Annotated in this window: 16 protein-coding genes and 1 tRNA gene; 11 read left to right on the top strand and 6 right to left on the bottom strand. The window is 59.2% G+C overall.

The window, feature by feature from the left end; translation table 11 throughout:
* Positions 1–228: 228 nt before the first annotated feature.
* From M3N55_RS06855 to M3N55_RS06835, 5 genes are all read left to right on the top strand, one after another.
* Complete coding sequence (locus M3N55_RS06855; protein ID WP_249057733.1) at positions 229–1,581, top strand: ABC transporter substrate-binding protein; 1,353 nt, start codon at positions 229–231, stop codon at positions 1,579–1,581.
* Between the two features lie 102 nt (positions 1,582–1,683).
* On the top strand, positions 1,684–2,661 hold the full coding sequence (locus M3N55_RS06850) for a carbohydrate ABC transporter permease (RefSeq protein WP_249057731.1): 978 nt from the start codon (positions 1,684–1,686) through the stop codon (positions 2,659–2,661).
* Between the two features lie 23 nt (positions 2,662–2,684).
* Positions 2,685–3,836, top strand: a complete 1,152-nt coding sequence (locus M3N55_RS06845; protein WP_249057729.1) for a carbohydrate ABC transporter permease — start codon at positions 2,685–2,687, stop codon at positions 3,834–3,836.
* Positions 3,837–3,861: 25 nt separating this feature from the next.
* Positions 3,862–5,499, top strand: a complete 1,638-nt coding sequence (bglA, locus tag M3N55_RS06840; RefSeq protein ID WP_249057883.1) for a beta-galactosidase BglA — start codon at positions 3,862–3,864, stop codon at positions 5,497–5,499.
* Between the two features lie 18 nt (positions 5,500–5,517).
* On the top strand, positions 5,518–6,609 hold the full coding sequence (locus tag M3N55_RS06835; RefSeq protein ID WP_249057728.1) for an ABC transporter ATP-binding protein: 1,092 nt from the start codon (positions 5,518–5,520) through the stop codon (positions 6,607–6,609).
* 72 nt (positions 6,610–6,681) lie between these two features.
* On the opposite strand, the gene M3N55_RS06830 is transcribed toward M3N55_RS06835, so the two are convergent.
* Positions 6,682–8,166, bottom strand: coding sequence for a DEAD/DEAH box helicase (locus tag M3N55_RS06830; protein ID WP_249057726.1), 1,485 nt, complete (start codon positions 8,164–8,166; stop codon positions 6,682–6,684).
* Between the two features lie 244 nt (positions 8,167–8,410).
* On the opposite strand from M3N55_RS06830, the gene M3N55_RS06825 reads away from it, so the two are divergent.
* Positions 8,411–8,494, top strand: a tRNA-Leu gene (locus tag M3N55_RS06825).
* 158 nt (positions 8,495–8,652) lie between these two features.
* On the opposite strand, the gene M3N55_RS06820 is transcribed toward M3N55_RS06825, so the two are convergent.
* The 4 genes from M3N55_RS06820 to M3N55_RS06805 all read right to left on the bottom strand — a co-directional run bounded on the left by M3N55_RS06820 (position 8,653) and on the right by M3N55_RS06805 (position 12,112).
* The gene (locus tag M3N55_RS06820) at positions 8,653–9,249 is read right to left on the bottom strand and encodes a bactofilin family protein (protein ID WP_249057724.1); all 597 of its coding nucleotides are present in this window, start codon (positions 9,247–9,249) and stop codon (positions 8,653–8,655) included.
* On the bottom strand, positions 9,239–10,588 hold the full coding sequence (locus tag M3N55_RS06815) for a DUF5930 domain-containing protein (protein WP_249057722.1): 1,350 nt from the start codon (positions 10,586–10,588) through the stop codon (positions 9,239–9,241). Before M3N55_RS06815 ends, M3N55_RS06820 begins: the two co-directional genes overlap by 11 nt.
* A gap of 250 nt (positions 10,589–10,838) precedes the next feature.
* The gene (locus tag M3N55_RS06810; protein WP_249057720.1) at positions 10,839–11,654 is read right to left on the bottom strand and encodes a ferritin-like domain-containing protein; all 816 of its coding nucleotides are present in this window, start codon (positions 11,652–11,654) and stop codon (positions 10,839–10,841) included.
* Positions 11,651–12,112 carry a peroxiredoxin gene (locus M3N55_RS06805; protein ID WP_249057719.1) on the bottom strand — a complete coding sequence of 154 codons (462 nt, stop codon included), beginning with the start codon at positions 12,110–12,112 and terminating at the stop codon, positions 11,651–11,653. The genes M3N55_RS06810 and M3N55_RS06805 overlap by 4 nt, the downstream gene beginning before the upstream one ends.
* A 93-nt stretch (positions 12,113–12,205) precedes the next feature.
* On the opposite strand from M3N55_RS06805, the gene queA reads away from it, so the two are divergent.
* From queA to lpdA, 4 genes are all read left to right on the top strand, one after another.
* The gene (queA, locus tag M3N55_RS06800; protein WP_249057717.1) at positions 12,206–13,267 is read left to right on the top strand and encodes a tRNA preQ1(34) S-adenosylmethionine ribosyltransferase-isomerase QueA; all 1,062 of its coding nucleotides are present in this window, start codon (positions 12,206–12,208) and stop codon (positions 13,265–13,267) included.
* 66 nt (positions 13,268–13,333) lie between these two features.
* The gene (locus tag M3N55_RS06795; protein ID WP_249057715.1) at positions 13,334–14,599 is read left to right on the top strand and encodes an MFS transporter; all 1,266 of its coding nucleotides are present in this window, start codon (positions 13,334–13,336) and stop codon (positions 14,597–14,599) included.
* A 108-nt stretch (positions 14,600–14,707) separates the two neighbouring features.
* Positions 14,708–15,286, top strand: a complete 579-nt coding sequence (locus M3N55_RS06790) for a DUF924 family protein (protein WP_249057714.1) — start codon at positions 14,708–14,710, stop codon at positions 15,284–15,286.
* A gap of 114 nt (positions 15,287–15,400) precedes the next feature.
* Complete coding sequence (gene lpdA, locus M3N55_RS06785) at positions 15,401–16,795, top strand: dihydrolipoyl dehydrogenase (RefSeq protein WP_249057712.1); 1,395 nt, start codon at positions 15,401–15,403, stop codon at positions 16,793–16,795.
* 98 nt (positions 16,796–16,893) lie between these two features.
* Here the strand turns inward: lpdA and M3N55_RS06780 are convergent, their stop codons facing one another.
* Entirely contained in the window at positions 16,894–17,253 is a 360-nt protein-coding gene (locus M3N55_RS06780) for a rhodanese-like domain-containing protein (protein ID WP_249057710.1), read from the bottom strand.
* Between the two features lie 218 nt (positions 17,254–17,471).
* On the opposite strand from M3N55_RS06780, the gene uvrA reads away from it, so the two are divergent.
* Positions 17,472–20,324, top strand: coding sequence for an excinuclease ABC subunit UvrA (gene uvrA / locus M3N55_RS06775; protein ID WP_249057708.1), 2,853 nt, complete (start codon positions 17,472–17,474; stop codon positions 20,322–20,324).
* The last annotated feature ends 93 nt before the right edge of the window (positions 20,325–20,417 follow it).

The raw sequence follows: 20,417 nt of genomic DNA, 5'->3' as shown, positions 1-20,417 counted from the left end.
AACGGTCTGAGATGAAAAGATAAATATTCATTGTGTAAGATGCTGCACCTGCGAAATGGCTATAAAAACAAGGGTTTTCATGAAATTCCCAATTGACAGGTTGCATGTGATGCGTAAGTGTCGCGCTATCCAAAGCGGTTTGAAAAATTGATTCCAAACTGCTGGGATGCTGGTCAGCACTTGATGAATAATTGTGCACAACACACCGTCAACCTTGGGAGGATGACAATGAAATCCAGACTTTACGCAGGCGTGGCCGCGATTGCGCTTGTCGCATCTGGCGCCACGGCGCAGGACCTGATGGTCGCACCGGGAGAGGGGGCGTTCACTTGGGACAGCTTTACCGCTTTTGCAGATTCGACCGATCTTTCGGGGCAAACCGTGACGATCACTGGGCCTTGGACGGGGAATGAGGCCGAGAAGGTCAACAAGATTTTCGACTATTTCGAAGCGGCAACCGGGGCGGCCGTAAACTATTCAGGCTCTGACAGCTTTGAGCAAGACATCGTGATTTCCACGCGCGCGGGAAGCGCGCCGAACCTTGCCGTGTTTCCCCAGCCGGGTCTGGCCGCAGATATGGCAAGCCAAGGTCTGCTGACGCCGCTGCCAGAGGGCACGGCAGAGTTCGTGGCCGAGAACTACGCCGCCGGGCAAAGCTGGGTCGATCTGGGCACCTATGCGGATGCCGATGGCAACGACCAGCTTTATGGGCTGTTCTACCGCGTCGACCTGAAATCTTTGGTCTGGTATTCGCCCACGGCCTTTGACGAAATGGGCTATGACATTCCGCAAAGCATGGAGGAACTGAAGGCGCTGACCCAACAGATCGTCGATGATGGCGGCACCCCGTGGTGCATTGGTCTGGGGTCAGGTGCGGCGACGGGCTGGCCCGCGACCGACTGGGTCGAGGATATGATGCTGCGCACCCAGCCACCTGAAGTCTATGATGCGTGGGTGTCGAACGAAATGCCGTTCAACGACCCGGCGGTGATTGGCGCAATCGAGGAGTTTGGCTCTTTCGCGCGGAATGATGCTTTCGTTCAGGGCGGCGCACAGGCCGTGGCCACGACCGATTTCCGTGACAGCCCCGCGGGCTTGTTCGCGATTCCGCCTGCCTGCTATATGCACCGTCAGGCGTCTTTCATCCCGGCCTTCTTTCCCGAGGGCACCGAGGTGGGCGCGGATGTAGACTTCTTCTACTTCCCCGCATTCGAGGAAGCTGATCTTGGCCGCCCGGTTCTTGGCGCGGGCACCTTGTTCGCGATCACCGACCCGTCGGACGCGACCACCGCAATGCTGGAATTCCTGAAGCTGCCGATCGCGCATGAACTGTGGATGGCACAGGGCGGCTTCCTGACCGCGCATGGTGGCGTGAATCTGGAAACCTACGCGACCGATTCCGAGCGCGCGCAGGGTGAGATTCTGGCAAACGCGACCACCTTCCGCTTTGACGCGTCTGACCTTATGCCGGGTGAGATTGGGGCGGGTGCTTTCTGGACCGGCATGGTCGATTACGTCACCGGCGCGAGCGCCGAGGACGTGGCGGCCACTATCCAGGAACGCTGGGACACCATCAAGTAAGCGATCCGTTTGCAGCGACTCCTCGCCGGTTTCGGCGGGGGGTTCCCCAATATCCCCCGACATTCGATCCGAACGCGCAATGCGCAGGCAGGGAGCATCGCCATGACACCAGTCTTGCAGGGCCTATTGACCATCATCATCGGTGTGGGTGGCTGCGTGGGGTATTTCTACGCGTCAAACATCATCCTTGATAAGGTGATCTTTCCGGCCAAGGGACCGCAGACAGGCCGGAATATAAACCGTGCAAATAAGGTCCGGCCTTGGTTGTTCCTGTTCCCGGCCATGTTCGCGCTGGGCCTGTATCTGGTCTACCCTGTTGTCGGGTCGTTCTATCGGTCTCTGTTCAACCGCGCGGGGGACGAGTTCATCGGTCTGGGCAACTACGCCAACCTGTTTGCCGAGGAAGCCTTCCGCACCGCAGTGTTCAACAACCTGCTCTGGGTGCTGGTCGTGCCCGCTATGGCAACCTTTCTGGGGTTGTTGGTGGCGCAACTGACCGACCGTATGGCTTGGGGCAATATTGCCAAATCATTGATTTTCATGCCGATGGCAATTTCCTTCGTCGGTGCGTCACTGATCTGGAAATTCGTCTATTCGGCCAACCCCGACATTGGCATCATCAATTCCATCCGGGACTCGATGGGGCTGAGCCCGGTGGACCCGCTGCAAATACCGTTTTGGAACAATTTCTTCCTGATGTTCATCCTGGTCTGGATTCAGACGGGCTTTGCCATGGTCATTCTGTCGGCGGCGCTGCGCGGTATCCCGGAAGAAACCATAGAGGCCGCGATCATCGACGGCGCGAACCCGTTCGAGGTCTTTTTCCAGATCAAGGTGCCGCAGATCATGGGCACGATCGTCGTGGTCTGGACCACGATCACCATTCTGGTGCTGAAAGTGTTCGACATTGTCTACACCATGACCGGCGGCAATTTCGACACCGAAATCCTGCCCAGCTACATGATGTCCTTCATGTTCCGCGATGATGGGCGCGCGACCGCCGTGGCTTTCGTGATTATGCTGCTGGTTCTGCCGGTGATGATCTGGAACATCCGTCAGGCGCGCAAGGAAATGCGCTGACTGGCGCGAGGGAGAGTTAACCAATGGACAATATCGCAGGTCAGAATCAGGGTGGGAAGATTGCGGTCAATATTACCGTCATCATCCTTGTGCTGCTGTGGCTTTTGCCGACGATCGGGCTGTTCGTGTCGTCCTTTCGTGAGCGCGACCAGATCTCGAACTCCGGCTGGTGGCAGGCACCTTTCTCGGTCGATTTGAATTTCCGGGCGCGGGTTGCTGCCGACGGGGCGCGCCAAGAGGGCGATTTGTATGTGTTGGAGGGCAACCTGTTCGACGACCCCGAGATTGCAGAGGCTTTCCCCGATGGCAATGGTTCAGTCTCGGCTTTCGGCACACGGGCGGTCGCACCCGACGAATTCGCGCCCGGCACCGCGACCGAGTTGCGCAGCGGCGGCACGTTGACGGTTCAGGCCGATGGCAGCTTCCGCTTGGAAAGCGCCGAGCCGATAGACCGCGGGCCGACCGTTTATATTGCCGCTGAAACACCGCCGCGTTTTACGTTGTTAAACTATGATACGGTGTTGAACGCCAACGGCATGGACCGCGCGTTCATCAACACGCTGACCGTGACCATCCCGGCCACGATCATACCGATCCTGATCGCGGCCTTTGCGGCTTATGCGTTGGCTTGGATGGATTTTCCGGGGCGCGGAGTGTTGATCGCCGCCGTGGTGGGGCTTCTGGTGGTGCCCTTGCAGCTTGCGCTTGTGCCGCTGCTGAGTCTGCATACAAGTATTGGTATAGGGCAAAGTTTTCTGGGGATATGGCTTGCCCATACCGGCTTTGGCTTACCCTTGGCGGTGTATTTGTTACGCAATTACATGGTGGGCCTGCCTCGTGACATCATCGAAGGTGCCAAGGTCGATGGTGCGACCGATTTCCAGATCTTCACCAAGATCATCCTGCCGCTCAGTTTCCCGGCACTTGCCTCTTTCGCGATCTTCCAGTTCCTCTGGACATGGAACGACCTGCTTGTGGCCAAAGTTTTCTTGCCATCTGGCGCGGAATCGCAGGTCATGACCGTGAAGATCGCCGACGACCTTCTGGGGTCGCGGGGGGGAGATTGGGGCATCTTGGCCACGGCGGCCTTTGTCTCGATTGCGGTGCCGCTGATCGTCTTCTTCACAATGCAACGCTACCTCGTGCGCGGCCTGTTGGCCGGCTCGGTCAAGTAAGGAATATAACGTGACTGCTAATGCAATGTTGCAGCCCGATCATGGGCTGGAACTAACCCCCGATTGGTGGCGCGGTGCGGTGATCTACCAGATCTACCCCCGCAGCTTTCAGGACAGCAACGGCGACGGTATTGGCGATCTGTGCGGCATCGTGCAGCGCTTGCCCTATATCGCCAGCCTTGGCGTGGACGCGATCTGGATCAGCCCGTTCTTCACCTCTCCGATGAAGGATTTCGGCTATGACGTGTCCGATTACTGCGACGTGGACCCGATGTTCGGCACATTGGCCGATTTCGATGCGATCATTACCACTGCGCATGGGCTGGGCATAAAGGTTCTGATTGACCTTGTGCTGTCGCATTCGTCGGACCAGCACCCGTGGTTCAAAGAAAGCCGCTCGTCGCGCGACAACCCGCGCGCAAATTGGTATGTCTGGGCTGACCCGAAACCTGATGGCACGCCGCCCAATAACTGGCTGTCCATCTTCGGTGGGTCCGCCTGGGCATGGGATGCGACGCGCCTGCAATACTATCTGCACAATTTCCTGACCTCTCAGCCGGATCTGAACTTTCACGAACCCGCTGTGCAACAGGAATTGCTGGACGTGACCCGGTTTTGGCTGGAACGCGGGGTAGATGGCTTCCGTCTTGATACGATCAACTTCTATGTCCATGACTACCAGTTGCGCAACAACCCGCCGCTGCCGCCGGAACAGCGCAACGCGAATATCGCGCCGGCGGTGAACCCCTACAACCATCAAGAACATCTCTATGACAAGAACCAGCCTGAAAACCTGGAATTCCTGCGCCGCTTCCGCGCGCTGCTGGACACATATGGCGCCGCCGCCGTGGGCGAAGTGGGGGATGCGCAGAAGGGTCTGGAAATTCTGGGCGAATACACCTCTGGCAATGACAAGGTGCAGATGTGCTACGCGTTCGAATTTCTGGCCGCCGACCAGCCCTCTGCCGCGCGCATTGCCGCCGTTTTGCGCCATCTGGATTATGTCGCGCCCGAAGGCTGGGCCTGCTGGGCGTTTTCCAACCATGACGTGATGCGCCATATTTCGCGCTGGGACATGTCGCCCGCCGCCGTGCGCGCCTATGCCACGCTGATGATGTGCCTGCGGGGATCTGTCTGCCTGTATCAGGGCGAAGAACTGGGCCTGCCCGAGGCGGAACTGGTGTTCGAAGACCTGCGCGATCCTTACGGAATTCAATTCTGGCCCGAATATAAAGGCCGCGATGGGTGCCGCACGCCGATGGTCTGGGAGAAATCTACCCTGAACGGTGGCTTTTCAACCGATGTGCCATGGCTGCCCGTGTCGCGCGAGCATATCGGCCTGTCGGTCGATGCGCAGGAACGCGCGCCCGATGCGCTGCTGCACCATTATCGCCGCGCCATAGATTTGCGCCATGCCCACCGCGCGCTCGCGCGCGGGGCTATGCGTGATCTGCATGTGTCGGGCGATACGCTGTCCTTCATCCGCGAGGAGGCGGGTGAAACGATGTTCTGCGCTTTCAACCTTAGCCACGAGCCGACCACGCTGTATTTGCCGGACGGAAACTGGATCACGGTGGGGCAAGAGCTGAATTCTTCCGGTGCCGGAGAGGATGGGCTGGTGCATCTGGGACCATGGCAGCCCTGCTTGTTGCTGAAACGATAAAACGAGGGGGAGGAACCCATGGCCGATCTGAAACTGACCGATGTCGAAAAAGCCTATGGCGAGGTCAAGGTGTTGTCGGACATCAACCTTGATATCCAACAAGGTGAGTTGATCGTGTTTGTCGGGCCTTCGGGCTGCGGCAAATCCACGCTTCTGCGCATGATCGCGGGGCTGGAAAAGATCACCGGCGGCACGCTGGAAATTGACGGCATGGTCGTCAATGACATTCCGCCTGCGCAGCGCGGTATCGCCATGGTGTTCCAATCCTACGCGCTTTATCCGCATATGACGGTGCGCGACAATATGGCCTTCGCGCTGAAAATCGCCAAGAAAACCAAGGCCGAAATAGACGCCGCCGTGAATAAAGCGGCGGATATTCTGCAACTTGGCCCGTATCTGGACCGTTTGCCCAAGGCGCTATCAGGCGGGCAGCGACAGCGGGTGGCGATTGGCCGCTCCATCGTGCGCGACCCGAAGGTCTATCTGTTCGACGAACCGCTCTCGAACCTTGACGCGGCGCTGCGCGTGGCAACCCGGATCGAGATCGCGAAGCTGAAGGAATCCATGCCCGAATCCACAATGGTCTATGTCACCCATGACCAGGTGGAAGCGATGACATTGGCCACCCGCATCGTTGTGTTGGCTGGCGGGGGCATTGCACAGGTCGGCACGCCATTGGAGCTATATGACCGCCCCAATGGTGAATTCGTGGCGCAGTTCATCGGCTCTCCGGCTATGAACCTGCTGCCGGGCGAGGTGGTGGAAACCGGCGCGCAAACCCGCGTAAAGCTGGATGGCGGCGGTGTGGCCACCGTGCAGATCCCGACCACAGATGCCGATAAGGGGTTGAAGGTTAATCTGGGTGTGCGCCCGGAAGACCTGATCGCCAGTGATGACGAAGATTACCTGTATCAGGGCGAGGTTGATCTGATCGAAGCTTTGGGCGAATTGACGGTTCTTTACTTCAAGCCGGACGCGCCCGATGCGAACCCGGTCCTCGCCAAGCTTGCGGGCACGCATGCCGACCTGCGCGGCAAGACTGTGAAGCTGAAAGCCGACCCGGCCAAACTGCACCTGTTCCACAACAAGGTATCGTTGCTGTATCGGTGATGATATTTGGCATTTAGAAAACCGCGCAAGGCATTGGCTTTGCGCGGTTTTTCCTAGGTTTGTGCGGCCAGATCAGGCCGTGCGAAATTCGCGCAGCAAAAAGTCCGGGACATGATCGCCCATGCCCACCGGCCCGTCATTGCGGTTGCGATTGTCGCGGCGATCATTGTCGCGCCGATTGTTGTCGCGGTCACGCCCTCTACCGCGGGCCGGGCGCTCTTGCTGCGGTGCGGGTGCCGACTCCACCTCTGGGGCGACTTCCGGGGCTGCCTGCGGTTCGGTTGGAGCAACAGCTGTGTCCGCTTGCGCCTCTGCGTTGTCATTCGCGGGTTTGCGCGCACGGCGGGTGCGCTTGGGCTTTGGCGCATCCTCTTCAGCCACTTCTGCGGGGCGAGTAGACGCCAGACCCATATCGGGGGCAGTGCCGCGGGGCAGGGGCTTTTGCAGTAGCGCCTCTATCCCGTCCAAGTATTTCTGATCGGAGGGAACCATCAACGAAATTGCCTTGCCCAACCGCCCTGCGCGGCCGGTGCGGCCAATGCGGTGAACGTAATCCTCTGGGTGGGATGGCAGGTCGAAGTTGAACACATGGCTAACCGAAGGAACATCCAGCCCGCGCGCGGCCACGTCCGATGCGATCAACAAGCGCAACTCACCGTTGCGGAACTTTTCCAGTGTCCGGGTGCGCACGGATTGGTCCAGATCACCATGAATTGGTGCCGCATCCAGCTTGTGCTTGATAAGCGACTTTGACAGCACATCGACATCTACCTTGCGGTTACAAAAGATGATCGCGTTTTCAAGCGTGTCGCCTTCGGCCTCAATAATCTTGCGCAAGGCTTCGCGCTTGGCTTTGGCCGCTGCATCGCGGCGCGTTGCCTGCAATTCGATCAGCTCTTGCGTGATGGTTTCCGACGCCGTCGCCTGACGCGCGATTTCCACACGGGCGGGGTTCGACAAGAAAGTGTTGGTGATCCGCTCTATTTCCGGCGCCATCGTCGCGGAATAGAAGAATGTCTGTCGTGTGAAGGGTGTCAGGTTGAAGATGCGTTCGATATCGGGAATGAATCCCATATCCAGCATCCGGTCGGCTTCGTCGACGACCATCACTTCAACCCCGGTCAACAGCAGTTTGCCGCGCTCGAAATGGTCCAGCAACCGGCCTGGGGTGGCGATCAGCACATCAACGCCGCGGTCGATCAGTTTGTCCTGTTCGCCAAACGCCACACCGCCAATGAGCAGCGCCTTGGTCAGGCGGGTATGCTTGGCATAAGTGTCGAAATTCTCGGCCACTTGGGCAGCCAGTTCGCGCGTAGGCGCCAGCACCAAGCTGCGCGGCATCCGCGCACGGGCACGACCACGCCCAAGGCGCGTTATCATCGGCAGCGTGAAAGAGGCGGTCTTGCCGGTTCCGGTCTGGGCAATCCCCAGCACGTCCCGGCCTTCAAGCGCGTGCGGAATGGCTTCTGCCTGAATCGGGGTCGGCGTGGTGTAGCCAGCTTCAGCAATGGCTTTGAGGACCTTGGGGTCCAGCTTAAGGTCGGAAAAAAGGGTCATATGCGTCCATCTGATACGGCATCGGGCCGTTATCGGTTTTTGGGACGCCTTTACGCCGCGCCCCGCTCACATCCACGTCGGAACCGACGAGATGCGCTGCTGATAGCGTAAAACAAGGGATTGGTCAATCTTGGCCGGCGTTCGGCCCAAACGGCTGCAAGCGTGCATGAAAAACTGCACCACTTGGCATATCATCCTGTTGCAGAGGGCTTTAAAGCAAGCTAATGGATGCGCAGCCGACCGTGCGGGTGTGGCGGAATGGTAGACGCAGAGGATTCAAAATCCTCCGCCGCAAGGCGTGGGAGTTCGAGTCTCCCCACCCGCACCAAGGCTTCCCAATTCTTTATAGGCGTGCCTTGATCCGTCGCTGCCTGCAATGTGCAGGCGGTTTGGCGTAGGCTACGGCCTATGCAGATAAGGCGGTTTAGATATGAAAAAGCCGCGCTTGGGGCGCGGCTTGATGCGTTTAGCATGACGTCAGACTGCTTAAGCGCCAGAGCTTTTGCGCTGATCGGTTGCTTTCTTCACAGTTTCAGACATTGCGGATTTGGCAGGGCTAGGGGCCGATTGTGCTGGGGCGGCGGCCGCTCGCGGCTCTGCGCTCTGGCCGCGATTTGTTTGCAGTGGATCGTCTTGGCGCTGCACCGAACCCTCGAAATGCGCACCCGATTCGATCGCGATTGTTTTGTGGATGATGTCACCCTCGACCTGCGCAGAGGAGGTGAGGCGCACTTTCAGACCGCGCACACGCCCGATGACGCGGCCATTGATGACGATGTCATCTGCAACAATCTCTCCGCGAATGGTGGCGGTTTCGCCCACGGTCAGCAAATGCGCGCGGATATCACCATCGACGATACCTTCGACAATAACATCACCGGTTGTCTTGATATTGCCGGTGATCGTCAGATCAGAGGCCAGCACAGAGGCCGCTGGCTTGGCTTTGGTGGATTGCGCCGGTGCACTGTCAGCACTTGACTGGCGCAGAAAAGACGGGGTCGATTCCGGCGCGGAAGGGGCCGCCGGGGCCGGAGTGGTTGCAGCCTTCGGGCCAGGTTCGTTGATACGGCTCTTAGAAAACATTTTGTCCAGCCCTTACATAGGTGATCGGATTTACAGGTTGACCGTTGACGCGCACCTCGTAGTGCAGATGAACGCCGGTCGACACGCCAGTGGTGCCCATACCACCAATCTTTTGCCCGCGCGAGACCCTTTGTCCCTCACGCACGTCGATAGAGTTCAAATGCGCGTAATAGGTTTCCAGCCCGAAATCATGCTGGATGATGACGATATTGCCATAACCACTCATCCGGCCAGCCTTTTTAACGACACCATCGGCGGTCGACAGGATCGGCGTTCCGCGTGCCGCGGCCCAGTCAATGCCGGTATGCATCTTGGTGCGCCCGCTGACCGGGTGCCGGCGCATCCCGTAGTTAGAGGTCAGGCGCACGCGGCTGGCGACGGGATGGGCAATCGGCAGGCGGTCCAGCCCGCGGCGATAGGCCTGCACGGTGTTCAGCTTTTCCAGCACGCTGTTGGCGCGTGAAATATCCGGGCTTGCCGCCATCGCACCGGAGGTAGAGACAGAGATCGGTCGCAGCGATGCGCTCTGCGAACTTGCACCCTGACGAACCAGACGGCGAATCTGATCGGGTGAGATATTCGCCGACCGGAACACGCGCTCCAGTGGGCCGATGACAGAATCAAGAGCTTCTTCCAACTGGCTAAAGATGACGTGGTTGCGATCTTTGAGAAGCTCGTTTTCCAGCGCCAGCATCTGCGCCTGATTCTGGTTTTGCTCGGCGGCCACGCCTTGGGTGTGCAGATCCTGCCCCACGCCATCCATTGCCACCAAAAGGTAATCCAGCATGTCCTGCACGTCGCGCTCGCGGTCGGCGGCGGTGCGCGCGGTGCCGGTTTCGGCTTCTAACGTGCGCTGCGCCTCTGCCATCTGCTTGCGGGCATCGTCACGTTCACGCACCACGCGCGATACGGTGGCTTGCACGGTGTCGATACCCTTCTCCAGCTCCATCCGGCGCTGTTCAGAGGCAAGCAGTTGCAACTGCATATCTGCGATCCGCGCCATCGCTTCGCCGAACCGGCTCTGAGCGGCCTCTGCCGATTGGGCGTGGCGATCGCGTTCCTGTGCCATCTGGTTCAGGCGTTGTTCGTAAGTGGCCTGTTCGCGTTGCGCTTGTTCGCGCAGCGTGCCGGACCCGACACTGTCCATCAGCAGAATAGAAGTGGCCAGCACGCCCCAAGCGAAGAAACCTGTGACCGTCGCGATCCCGAGTAGCTGCGTCATAGGGCGCAACCGCACGAAGCGCGTGGTGTTGTCGGAACGCAGGAACAGGCGTTGTTCCGGCAGCCGCCGCTCCAGCCGCTGGTTCAATCTTACGAGCTGTCGTCTCAACTTTGCCATCCCGTTTTGGGTCATTTTTTATAGGCGGGGTCTGCAACAACGAACGGAACTCAGCGCATACAGGCACAATACTCGGAAAATACCCCGGTTAATTTGCTCTAATCGGGGGGGCGCTTCGCTGCAATCCATTAATGAACTGTTGCACAGGCCGCCCTGCTCCAAAGTGCAGAATCAGCGATTTTCCGCCGATATTGCTACAAGAACGCCCGCGAAGCGCTTGAAGATAAAGCACATCCGCAGCTAATGGGCGCTATTCCGCCGGTTCGGTCAACGGCCAGTAGAAATCTGGTGGCAACCCGGCTTGCGCGCGTTTTTCTTCGTTGAAGGGTGGTTTCAGCGGTCCGTGGAAATAGCGGCGGACAAGGTCCAGGAACACTGGCTGCGGGTCCAGACCTTGCCTGCCGCACAGGTAATTGAACCATTTAGAACCATAGGCGACATGGCCAACTTCCTCTGCATAGATGGTTTGCAGTGCCGCGACCGTCTGCGTGTCCTGCGCTCGCTCGAACACCTCTATCATGCCCGGTGTCACATCCAGCCCGCGCGCTTCCAGCACCATGGGCACCACGGCCAAACGACCAAGGATGTCCTCTGCCGTGTCTTCGGCGGCGCGCCACATGCCGGCATGGGCAGGCAAGGCACCGTAATGGCTTCCATGTGTTTCCAGACAATCACCCAGAAGGTTGAAATGCTTGGATTCCTCATCCGCCGCTTTCACCCAGTCATCATAGAAGCCCAAGGGCATCTCATGGCCCGGAAAGCGCGCGATCATGTCCCAATGCAGATCGACCGCGTTCAGTTCTATATGCGCAATCGCGTGCAGCAGTGCTGCCCGGCCAGCCGGGCTACCGGGGCGGCGACGCGGCACATCGCGCGGGTCCAGAAGGTCGGGTTTTGCTGGCCGGGCCGGGCGCAATGGCGGCGCGGCCTGTCCCAAAGGCATTGGCGCGCCGGCCTTGCGCGCGGCGAACCAAGCCCGCGCATGGGCATGGCTAAGCGCGGTTTTCGCGCGGCCATCGGCGGTGGTCAGCACCTCCACCGCCATATCGCGCAAAGTTTTCGTCATGCGCCGCGCACGGCTTCCAACACCTCGGCGGCATGGCCTTTGGCCTTCACCTTGCGCCAGATATGCGACAGGCGCCCCTCGGCATCCACCACGAATGTCGCGCGCTCAATGCCCATGCTGGTTTTGCCATACATGCTCTTTTCCACCCATGTGCCGTAACGCTCGCAGGTATCGCTATCGGCATCCGACACCAGCATCACGCCCAGATCGTGCTTGGCGATGAACTTGTCATGCTTGGCAACGGTATCTTTAGATATCCCGATGACAATGGCGCCCGCAGCCTCGAACTCGCCGGCCAAGGCGGTGAATTCAAGCCCTTCGGTCGTGCATCCCGGCGTGTCGTCGCGCGGGTAGAAATACAACACGACCTTGGAGGGTTTCAGAGCAGAGAGCGTCACCATCTCGCCGCCATCGCGGGGCAGGGTGAAATCGGGAGCAAGATCGCCTGTGGCCAGCATGGGGCATTCCTTATCACGGTTGCGTTGTCCCTGTTGTAGCGGGCTGCGGGGCAAGTTAAAGCCCCCTCGACCCCAGAACCCGGACGCGCGCCCATGAAACTTTCGGATTTCGATTTCGACCTGCCAGAAAGCCTGATTGCCACACGGCCCGCGCGGCCCCGGTCCTCGGCCAAGTTGCTGGTTGCGCAGGGCGACCGGATCGAGGATCGCCATGTGCGCGACCTGCCCGATGTTTTGCAGGCCGGCGATTTACTGGTCCTGAACACGACCAAGGTGATCCCCGCGCGGCTGACCGGACAGCGCCACCGCGACAGCGCGCAAGGGCCAGTGGTCGCACGTGTGGAAATTACGCTCACCGAACCGCAACCCGATGGGTCGTGGCGCGCGCTGGCAAAACCCCTGCGCAAGCTGGCACAGGGCGAAGACATTGTCTTTGCTGCGGGGCTTGTGGCGACAGTTGCAGAGCGCGGCACGGATGATGTGCGACTAAGTTTCAATCTGGATGGCCCCGCTTTCGATACGGCGCTGGAGCAAGCCGGCCAAATGCCACTCCCCCCGTATATAGAGGCGCGCCGCAAAGCCGACGAGCAGGACCGCACCGATTACCAAACGGTTTTCGCGCGTGAGGCGGGCGCCGTTGCGGCCCCCACGGCGTCTTTGCATTTCGACGAGGATTTGCTGGCACACCTGCGCGCGCGCGGCGTGGAATTTGCCGAAGTCACGCTGCATGTCGGGGCAGGCACATTTCTGCCGGTGAAAACTGATGACGTGACCGACCACAAGATGCACGCAGAATGGGGGCATGTGGGCGCGACCGCGAGCGCCCAGATCGCCCGCGCCCGTGCAGAGGGGCGGCGCGTGATCCCGGTGGGCACCACCGCTCTGCGTGTGATCGAGACTGCAGCCACCGGCCCCGGCCAAATTGCGCCCTATACCGGCATGACCGATATTTTCATCACACCGGGCTTTCGCTTTCAGATCGCAACCGGGCTGATGACCAATTTCCATCTGCCCAAATCGACGCTGATGATGTTGGTTGCGGCGATGATGGGGCAGGACCGGATCAAGCGGATTTATGCCCATGCGACCGAACACGAATATCGGTTTTTCTCATACGGAGATTCCTCGTTATTATTACCCGAAAATCTGTCATAAACGGTGCTGTAAATCTTCGGAACCCGCACGGTGCCGGGCGCGGCTTACTAGGTAGAAAGACCCCGGATGATAAAGGTTTTCGCAGGCTCTTGGGCGCTGCTTCTTGGTATTATGCTGCTAATGGTCGGCAATGGTGTGCAGGGCACCTTGTTGGGTATTCGCGGTGATATAGAGGGTTTTACCACCGGCCAGATGTCGATCGTCATGTCGGGCTATTTCGTGGGCTTTCTGCTGGGGTCGCGAATGGCTCCGGAATTGATCCGCCGGGTTGGGCATGTGCGGGTCTTCGCGGCGCTTGGTTCGCTTATTTCGGCGGTTCTGGTGCTTTATGCCGCGATCCCGGAATGGATTGTCTGGGCGTTGTTGCGGGTGCTGATCGGGTTCTGCTTTTCGGGTGTCTATGTCACTGCGGAAAGCTGGCTGAACAACTCGACCACGAATGAAACGCGCGGGCAGACCTTGTCGCTGTATATGATTGTGCAGATGTTGGGCATCATCTCTGCACAGGCGCTGATAAACTTCGCGGACCCGGCGGGGTTCTTGCTATTTGTTATCCCTTCGGTGCTGGTGTCGCTGGCCTTCGCGCCGATCCTGTTGTCGATCAGCCCCGCTCCACCTTTCGACACCACCAGGTCGCTGTCGATCCGTGCGCTTTATGATGTGTCGCCGCTGGGTGTGGTGGGCATTTTTCTGATGGGCGGTGTGTTCTCGGCCTTGTTCGGGATGACGGCTGTCTGGGGCACCCAAGCGGGACTGAGCGTGTTGGAAATTTCCATCTTCACCGCCGCGATCTATTTTGGCGGGCTGGTGTTTCAGGTGCCGATTGGCTGGCTGTCAGACCGGATGGACCGGCGTAAACTGGTCATCGCGGTTGCCATGATCGGTGCGGGGGCCGCAGCCTTGCCTGTGTTGGTGCCAATGCCGTTCTGGGCGCTTGTGATCGTGGCTTTGGGCATTGGTGGCGTCTCTAACCCGCTTTATGCGCTGCTGCTGGCCTATACCAACGATTATATGGAGCAAGACATGATGGCGGCGGCCTCTGGCGGGCTTTTATTCGTCAATGGTATGGGCGCGATCATCGGTCCGCTGGTGATCGGGCGCATGATGGGGGTGATCGGGCCGGACGGATTTTTCCTGTTCATCGGCGTTCTGACCGCAATTCTGGCCGTCTATGCCGCTTGGCGGATGACCCAACGCGCGTCTACTCCGGTGGCAGAAACCGGGCCTTATGCGCCGGTCTCTCCTGTGGTGTCTGCCGCAACGGTGGAAGCGGTCTATAATGATCTGACTGAACAGGCGGAAAATGCGACCAGTGACACAACAACTTTGTAACAAATTAAGCAGAATCACGCCTTGATTTGAAATATTGTTACAGAGGTGTTGTCAGGTTGGGCAAAGCCTGCGAACCTAGTTTAATATGAAGCAATCTGGATTGGCACAATGTCGACAGTGGAAGATGTCATCGCATTCTGGGTAGATGAAGTTGGCCCGGAGGGCTGGTATGCGCAAGATGCCGCGCTTGATGCCAAGATACGCGACCGCTTTCAGGGGTTGTGGGAAAAGGCGCGGGCCGGACGGTTGTGCAACTGGGCGTCTTGCCCCAAAGGGTGCCTTGCCTATTTGATCGTCACCGATCAGTTTCCGCGCAACATGTTCCGGGACGATCCGCGCGCCTTTGCCACCGATGAATTGGCGCGCAAGGTCGCAGCACGCGCTTGTCACCTGCGCTTCGATGGGAAGATCGCGGAACCCGCGCGGCAATTCTTCTACTTGCCGCTCATGCATTCTGAAAGCCAGATGGATCAGGATCGCGCGGTCCGCATGTTCATATTGCGTATGCCAGAAACCGGTGCGCAGAACCTGCTTCACGCGCGCGCGCATCGGGCTGTCATTCGCGAATTTGGGCGTTTTCCCTACCGCAATGACGCGCTGGGACGGGTGACAACCTCTGCCGAGCAAGCCTTTTTGACGGGCGGCGGTTATGGTCTTGCAGTCCGGAAATTACAGGACGCCGCCTGAGCGCGAGCCATGCGCTCTGATCATGGCGGGATTTCGGCCTTTGCGTTGCGGGAATGGGAAATTTAGTTTAATGCCAAACTAATTTCGCGCAGTGCTTTAGGAGGAGAAACTCGCATGGCGGCCAAGACGTTCGACGTTGTTGTAATCGGGGCGGGCCCCGGCGGGTATGTGGCCGCGATCCGTGCGGCCCAGCTTGGTCAATCCGTGGCCGTGGTAGAGCGTGAGCATCTGGGCGGCATTTGCCTGAATTGGGGCTGTATTCCGACCAAGGCTATGCTGCGTTCTGCCGAAGTGTTCCACCTGATGCACCGCGCCAAAGAGTTTGGCCTGAGCGCCGACAAGATCGGCTATGATCTGGACGCTGTGGTCAAGCGCTCGCGCGGGGTCGCCGGTCAACTGTCGGGCGGCGTGGGCCACCTGCTGAAGAAGAACAAAGTAACGGTCATCATGGGTGCGGCCAAACTGGCAGGCAAAGGCCGTGTAACCGTCACAACCGATAAGGGCACAGAGGAGCTGGCGGCGAAAAATATCGTGCTGGCGACCGGCGCGCAGGCGCGCGAACTGCCGGGCCTGGAAGCCGATGGTGATCTGGTCTGGACCTATAAACACGCGCTGACACCGAAGCGGATGCCGAAAAAACTGCTGGTCATCGGCTCGGGCGCGATCGGGATCGAATTTGCCAGCTTCTTCAACACGCTGGGCGCGGATGTGACCGTGGTCGAGGTGCAGGACCGCATTCTGCCGGTGGAAGATGCCGAAATCAGCGCTTTCGCCAAGAAGCAATTCGTGAAGCAGGGCATGACGATCATGGAAAAAGCCATGGTCAAGAAGCTGGACCGGAAAGCGCCGAAAGTGACCGCCCATATCGAACGCGGCGGCAAGGTTGAACAGCATGAATTTGACACGGTGATTTCCGCCGTGGGAATCGTGGCGAATACCGAAAACCTTGGGCTGGAAGAGGCCGGCGCGAAGATTGACCGTTCCTTCGTCGTGACGGATGCGTATTGCCGCACGGGTGTCGAAGGTCTGTTCGTGATCGGTGATGCGACGAATGGTCCTTGGTTGGCGCATAAAGCCAGCCATGAAGGCGTGATGGTTGCCGAACTGATCGCGGGCGGCCACCCCCATGCAGTCGATCCCGACAGCATTGCAGGCTGCACCTATTGCCACCCGCAGATTGCCAGTGTCGGGCTGACCGAAGCGCAGGCGAAGGACAAGGGGCTGGACATAAAGGTCGGCCGCTTCCCCTTCATGGGCAACGGCAAGGCGATTGCGCTGGGCGAACCCGAGGGCATGATAAAAACCGTGTTCGATGCGAAAACCGGCGAGCTTTTAGGCGCGCATATGATTGGCGCAGAAGTGACCGAGTTGATACAGGGCTATGTTGTGGGCCGCCAGTTGGAGACCACGGAAGAAGACCTGATGGCGACGGTGTTCCCCCACCCAACATTGTCCGAGATGATGCATGAATCTGTGCTGGATGCATATGGCCGCGCGATCCATTTCTGAGCGGTTCTGACCAAACGGAGCGGCCTTGCGGCCGCAAGCCCATGTCCAAAGCCCGCGACTGCGTCGCGGGCTTTGCGGTTGGTAGTCGTGGCCGACGGTCAGCGCACCATCGCGCCGCCCGACAGTTGCCAATCGTGCAGCGTGCCAAGGTTATGGACCTCGGTAAAGCCATTGGCGCGCATCACATCCGCCGCGCGCGCCGACCGCGCGCCTGACGCGCAGTAGAGCGCTACCGCCTTGCCCGTGTCCAGATTGCGGTTGAAATGGCCACTTGCGGGGTCGGTCTGCGCGCCGATCTGGCCCAATGGTATGTGCAGCGCGCCCCTGGCCTTGCCGGTTTGACGCAACTCTCCGGCTTCGCGGACGTCGATCAGGGTGAGCGTGCCGGCCTTGACGCGGGCAACTGCCTCTGACGGATTGATCCGTGCGGGGCGGGTTTTGGTGAGGAATCCGAACATCTGTGCGGCCTTTCTGAAGCGATTTGTGATTAGATTGGCGCTGACGAAGAGATTTGCAAGAAATCAATTCACTTTATTGAATGTTAAGATGTGCCTCGGTGCACAAAGCAAGAAATATATCGCTGCAATACTGTGCGTTTACCTTTTGTTCACATTATTCGATTGGAGACTCAGTCGCGCGCCGCTATCTTGCAGCCCAAAGCGCGAGAGGAATGGCTATGGCCGAGCAGAAATTTATCGAGGTGCGCGGCGCGCGCGAGCATAATCTGAAGAATATCGACGTGGATCTGCCGCGCGATCAGCTTGTGGTTATCACCGGGCTGTCGGGGTCGGGCAAGTCGTCTTTGGCGTTCGACACGATCTATGCAGAAGGCCAGCGGCGCTATGTTGAAAGCCTGAGCGCCTATGCGCGCCAGTTTTTGGACATGATGCAAAAGCCCGATATGGACCATATTTCGGGTCTGTCGCCTGCGATTTCCATTGAGCAGAAGACCACCAGCAAGAACCCGCGCTCCACCGTTGGCACGGTGACGGAAATTTACGACTACATGCGCCTGCTATTCGCACGCGCAGGCACGCCCTATAGCCCCGCGACCGGCCAACCCATTGAAGCGCAGCAAGTTCAGGATATGGTCGACCGGGTCGTGGGCTTGGAAGAGGGCACGCGCGCCTATCTGCTGGCGCCCATCGTGCGCGACCGCAAAGGTGAATACCGCAAGGAATTTCTGGAATTGCGCAAGCAGGGGTTCCAGCGAGTCAAGGTGGATGGTCAGTTCTACGAGCTGGACGAGCCGCCCACGTTGGACAAGAAATTTCGCCACGACATTGACGTCGTGGTGGACCGGATCGTGGTGCGCGAGGGGATCGAGACGCGGCTTGCCGATAGTTTCCGCACAGCACTCGATTTGGCCGATGGCATTGCCGTGCTGGAAGAGGCCAAGGAAGACGGCGCGCGCCTGACGTTTTCCGAAAAATTCGCCTGCCCGGTCAGTGACTTTACCATTTCAGAGATCGAGCCGCGCCTGTTCTCTTTCAACGCGCCGACTGGCGCATGCACTGAATGTGACGGGCTGGGCGTGGAACTGTTCTTTGACGAACGGCTTGTTGTGCCGGACCACGCTTTGAAACTGTATGATGGCGCGATCGCGCCATGGCGCAAAGGTAAGTCGCCTTATTTTCTGCAAACGATTCAGTCGCTTGCCAAGCATTATGAGTTTGACGCGAAAACCCCGTGGAAGGATTTGCCTGCCCATGTGAAGCAGGTCTTGCTGTATGGTTCTGGCGGTGAGGAACTGCCCTTCCGCTATGACGAAGGCGGCCGCGTTTACAACGTGACCCGTGCTTTTGAGGGCGTGATCCCCAATATGGAACGCCGTTACCGCGAGACCGACAGCGCTTGGGTGCGCGAGGATTTCGAGCAATACCAGAACAACCGTGCCTGCGGTGCCTGCGGCGGCCATCGGCTGCGGCCAGAGGCTTTGGCTGTCAAGATCGGTGGTCTGCACATCGGGCAGGTTACAGAGATGGCGATCAAGGACGCGCTGGACTGGGTCCAGACCGTGCCCGACGCGCTGACAAAGCAAAAGAACGAGATCGCCCGCGCTATTCTGAAAGAAATCCGCGAACGCTTGGGCTTTCTCGTAAATGTGGGGCTGGATTACCTGACGCTTGGCCGCCACGCAGGCACGCTGTCGGGTGGCGAAAGCCAACGCATCCGGCTGGCCAGCCAGATCGGCAGCGGGCTGACCGGGGTGCTGTATGTGTTGGACGAACCCAGCATCGGCCTGCACCAGCGCGACAATGACCGACTGTTGGTCACGCTGCGCAATCTGCGTGACCAAGGCAACACCGTGATCGTGGTCGAGCATGATGAAGAAGCCATTCGCACCGCCGATTTCGTGCTGGATATTGGCCCCGGTGCGGGGGTGCATGGCGGGCAGATCGTGGCGCAGGGCACGCCCGCGCAGATCATGGCCGACCCGGCCAGCGTGACCGGCCAATACCTGACCGGCGTGCGCGAGGTGGCGGTGCCGAAAACCCGCCGCAAGGGCAATGGCAAGAAGATCAAGGTCGTAAAAGCCAACGGCAACAACCTGCAAGATGTGTCGGTGGATTTTCCGCTTGGCAAGTTTGTCTGCGTCACGGGCGTGTCGGGGGGCGGCAAGTCTACCCTGACGATTGAAACATTGTTCAAGACGGCCTCTATGCGGTTGAATGGTGCGCGCCAGACGCCGGCACCTTGTGAGACGATCAAGGGGTTGGAGCAGTTGGACAAGGTCATCGACATCGATCAGCGGCCCATCGGGCGCACGCCGCGCTCGAACCCGGCGACCTATACCGGTGCCTTCGGCCCAATCCGCGATTGGTTCGCGGGCCTGCCGGAATCGCGGGCGCGGGGGTATAAGCCGGGGCGTTTTTCGTTCAACGTGAAAGGTGGTCGTTGCGAGGCCTGTCAGGGTGACGGCGTCTTGAAGATCGAGATGAACTTCTTGCCCGATGTTTATGTGGAATGCGAAACCTGCAAGGGCAAACGCTACAACCGCGAAACGCTGGAAGTGCTGTTCAAGGGCCAATCCATCGCTGATGTGCTGGATATGACCGTCGAGGAAGCGCAGCGTTTCTTCGAGGCGGTCCCAAGCATCCGCGAGAAAATGGATGCGCTGATGCGCGTGGGTCTGGGCTATATCAAGGTAGGTCAGCAGGCGACGACCCTGTCAGGCGGTGAGGCGCAGCGCGTTAAACTGTCCAAGGAATTGGCGCGGCGCTCTACCGGGCGGACCTTGTATATTCTGGACGAACCGACCACGGGCCTGCATTTCGAGGATGTGCGCAAACTTTTGGAAGTGCTGCATGAACTGGTCGATCAGGGCAATACGGTCGTGGTGATCGAGCACAATCTGGACGTGGTGAAAACCGCCGACTGGATTATCGACATCGGCCCCGAAGGGGGCGATGGCGGTGGGCAGGTGGTCGCGACGGGAACGCCCGAACAGGTCGCCAAAGTCGAGGAAAGCCACACCGGGCGCTACCTTGCGCCCTTGTTGAAGCCGAAACGGGTGGCGGCGGAGTAGGGCGGTGATCCTGACGCGGAGCAAGGGCGAAGCCCGCCGGGTCATCGGCGGGCAGTCCTGCGGCCTGCCGATTGGCGCCTAGCTTTGCTGTTT

This window comes from Roseinatronobacter domitianus (assembly GCF_023336755.1).
Lineage (GTDB): Bacteria > Pseudomonadota > Alphaproteobacteria > Rhodobacterales > Rhodobacteraceae > Roseinatronobacter > Roseinatronobacter domitianus.
The sequence above is the reverse complement of the archived record's forward strand: the minus strand, read 5'-3'. Positions and strand labels throughout refer to the sequence as shown.

Coding starts and splice junctions, on each gene's coding strand:
- bglA (WP_249057883.1), top strand. CDS start 3,862: ATGTTGCAGCCCGATCATGGGCTGGAACTAACCCCCGATTGGTGGCGC.
- M3N55_RS06790 (WP_249057714.1), top strand. CDS start 14,708: ATGTCGACAGTGGAAGATGTCATCGCATTCTGGGTAGATGAAGTTGGC.
- uvrA (WP_249057708.1), top strand. CDS start 17,472: ATGGCCGAGCAGAAATTTATCGAGGTGCGCGGCGCGCGCGAGCATAAT.
- M3N55_RS06855 (WP_249057733.1), top strand. CDS start 229: ATGAAATCCAGACTTTACGCAGGCGTGGCCGCGATTGCGCTTGTCGCA.
- queA (WP_249057717.1), top strand. CDS start 12,206: ATGAAACTTTCGGATTTCGATTTCGACCTGCCAGAAAGCCTGATTGCC.
- M3N55_RS06805 (WP_249057719.1), bottom strand. CDS start 12,112: ATGCTGGCCACAGGCGATCTTGCTCCCGATTTCACCCTGCCCCGCGAT.
- M3N55_RS06850 (WP_249057731.1), top strand. CDS start 1,684: ATGACACCAGTCTTGCAGGGCCTATTGACCATCATCATCGGTGTGGGT.
- M3N55_RS06835 (WP_249057728.1), top strand. CDS start 5,518: ATGGCCGATCTGAAACTGACCGATGTCGAAAAAGCCTATGGCGAGGTC.
- M3N55_RS06810 (WP_249057720.1), bottom strand. CDS start 11,654: ATGACGAAAACTTTGCGCGATATGGCGGTGGAGGTGCTGACCACCGCC.
- M3N55_RS06820 (WP_249057724.1), bottom strand. CDS start 9,249: ATGTTTTCTAAGAGCCGTATCAACGAACCTGGCCCGAAGGCTGCAACC.
- M3N55_RS06815 (WP_249057722.1), bottom strand. CDS start 10,588: ATGGCAAAGTTGAGACGACAGCTCGTAAGATTGAACCAGCGGCTGGAG.
- M3N55_RS06830 (WP_249057726.1), bottom strand. CDS start 8,166: ATGACCCTTTTTTCCGACCTTAAGCTGGACCCCAAGGTCCTCAAAGCC.
- lpdA (WP_249057712.1), top strand. CDS start 15,401: ATGGCGGCCAAGACGTTCGACGTTGTTGTAATCGGGGCGGGCCCCGGC.
- M3N55_RS06780 (WP_249057710.1), bottom strand. CDS start 17,253: ATGTTCGGATTCCTCACCAAAACCCGCCCCGCACGGATCAATCCGTCA.
- M3N55_RS06795 (WP_249057715.1), top strand. CDS start 13,334: ATGATAAAGGTTTTCGCAGGCTCTTGGGCGCTGCTTCTTGGTATTATG.
- M3N55_RS06845 (WP_249057729.1), top strand. CDS start 2,685: ATGGACAATATCGCAGGTCAGAATCAGGGTGGGAAGATTGCGGTCAAT.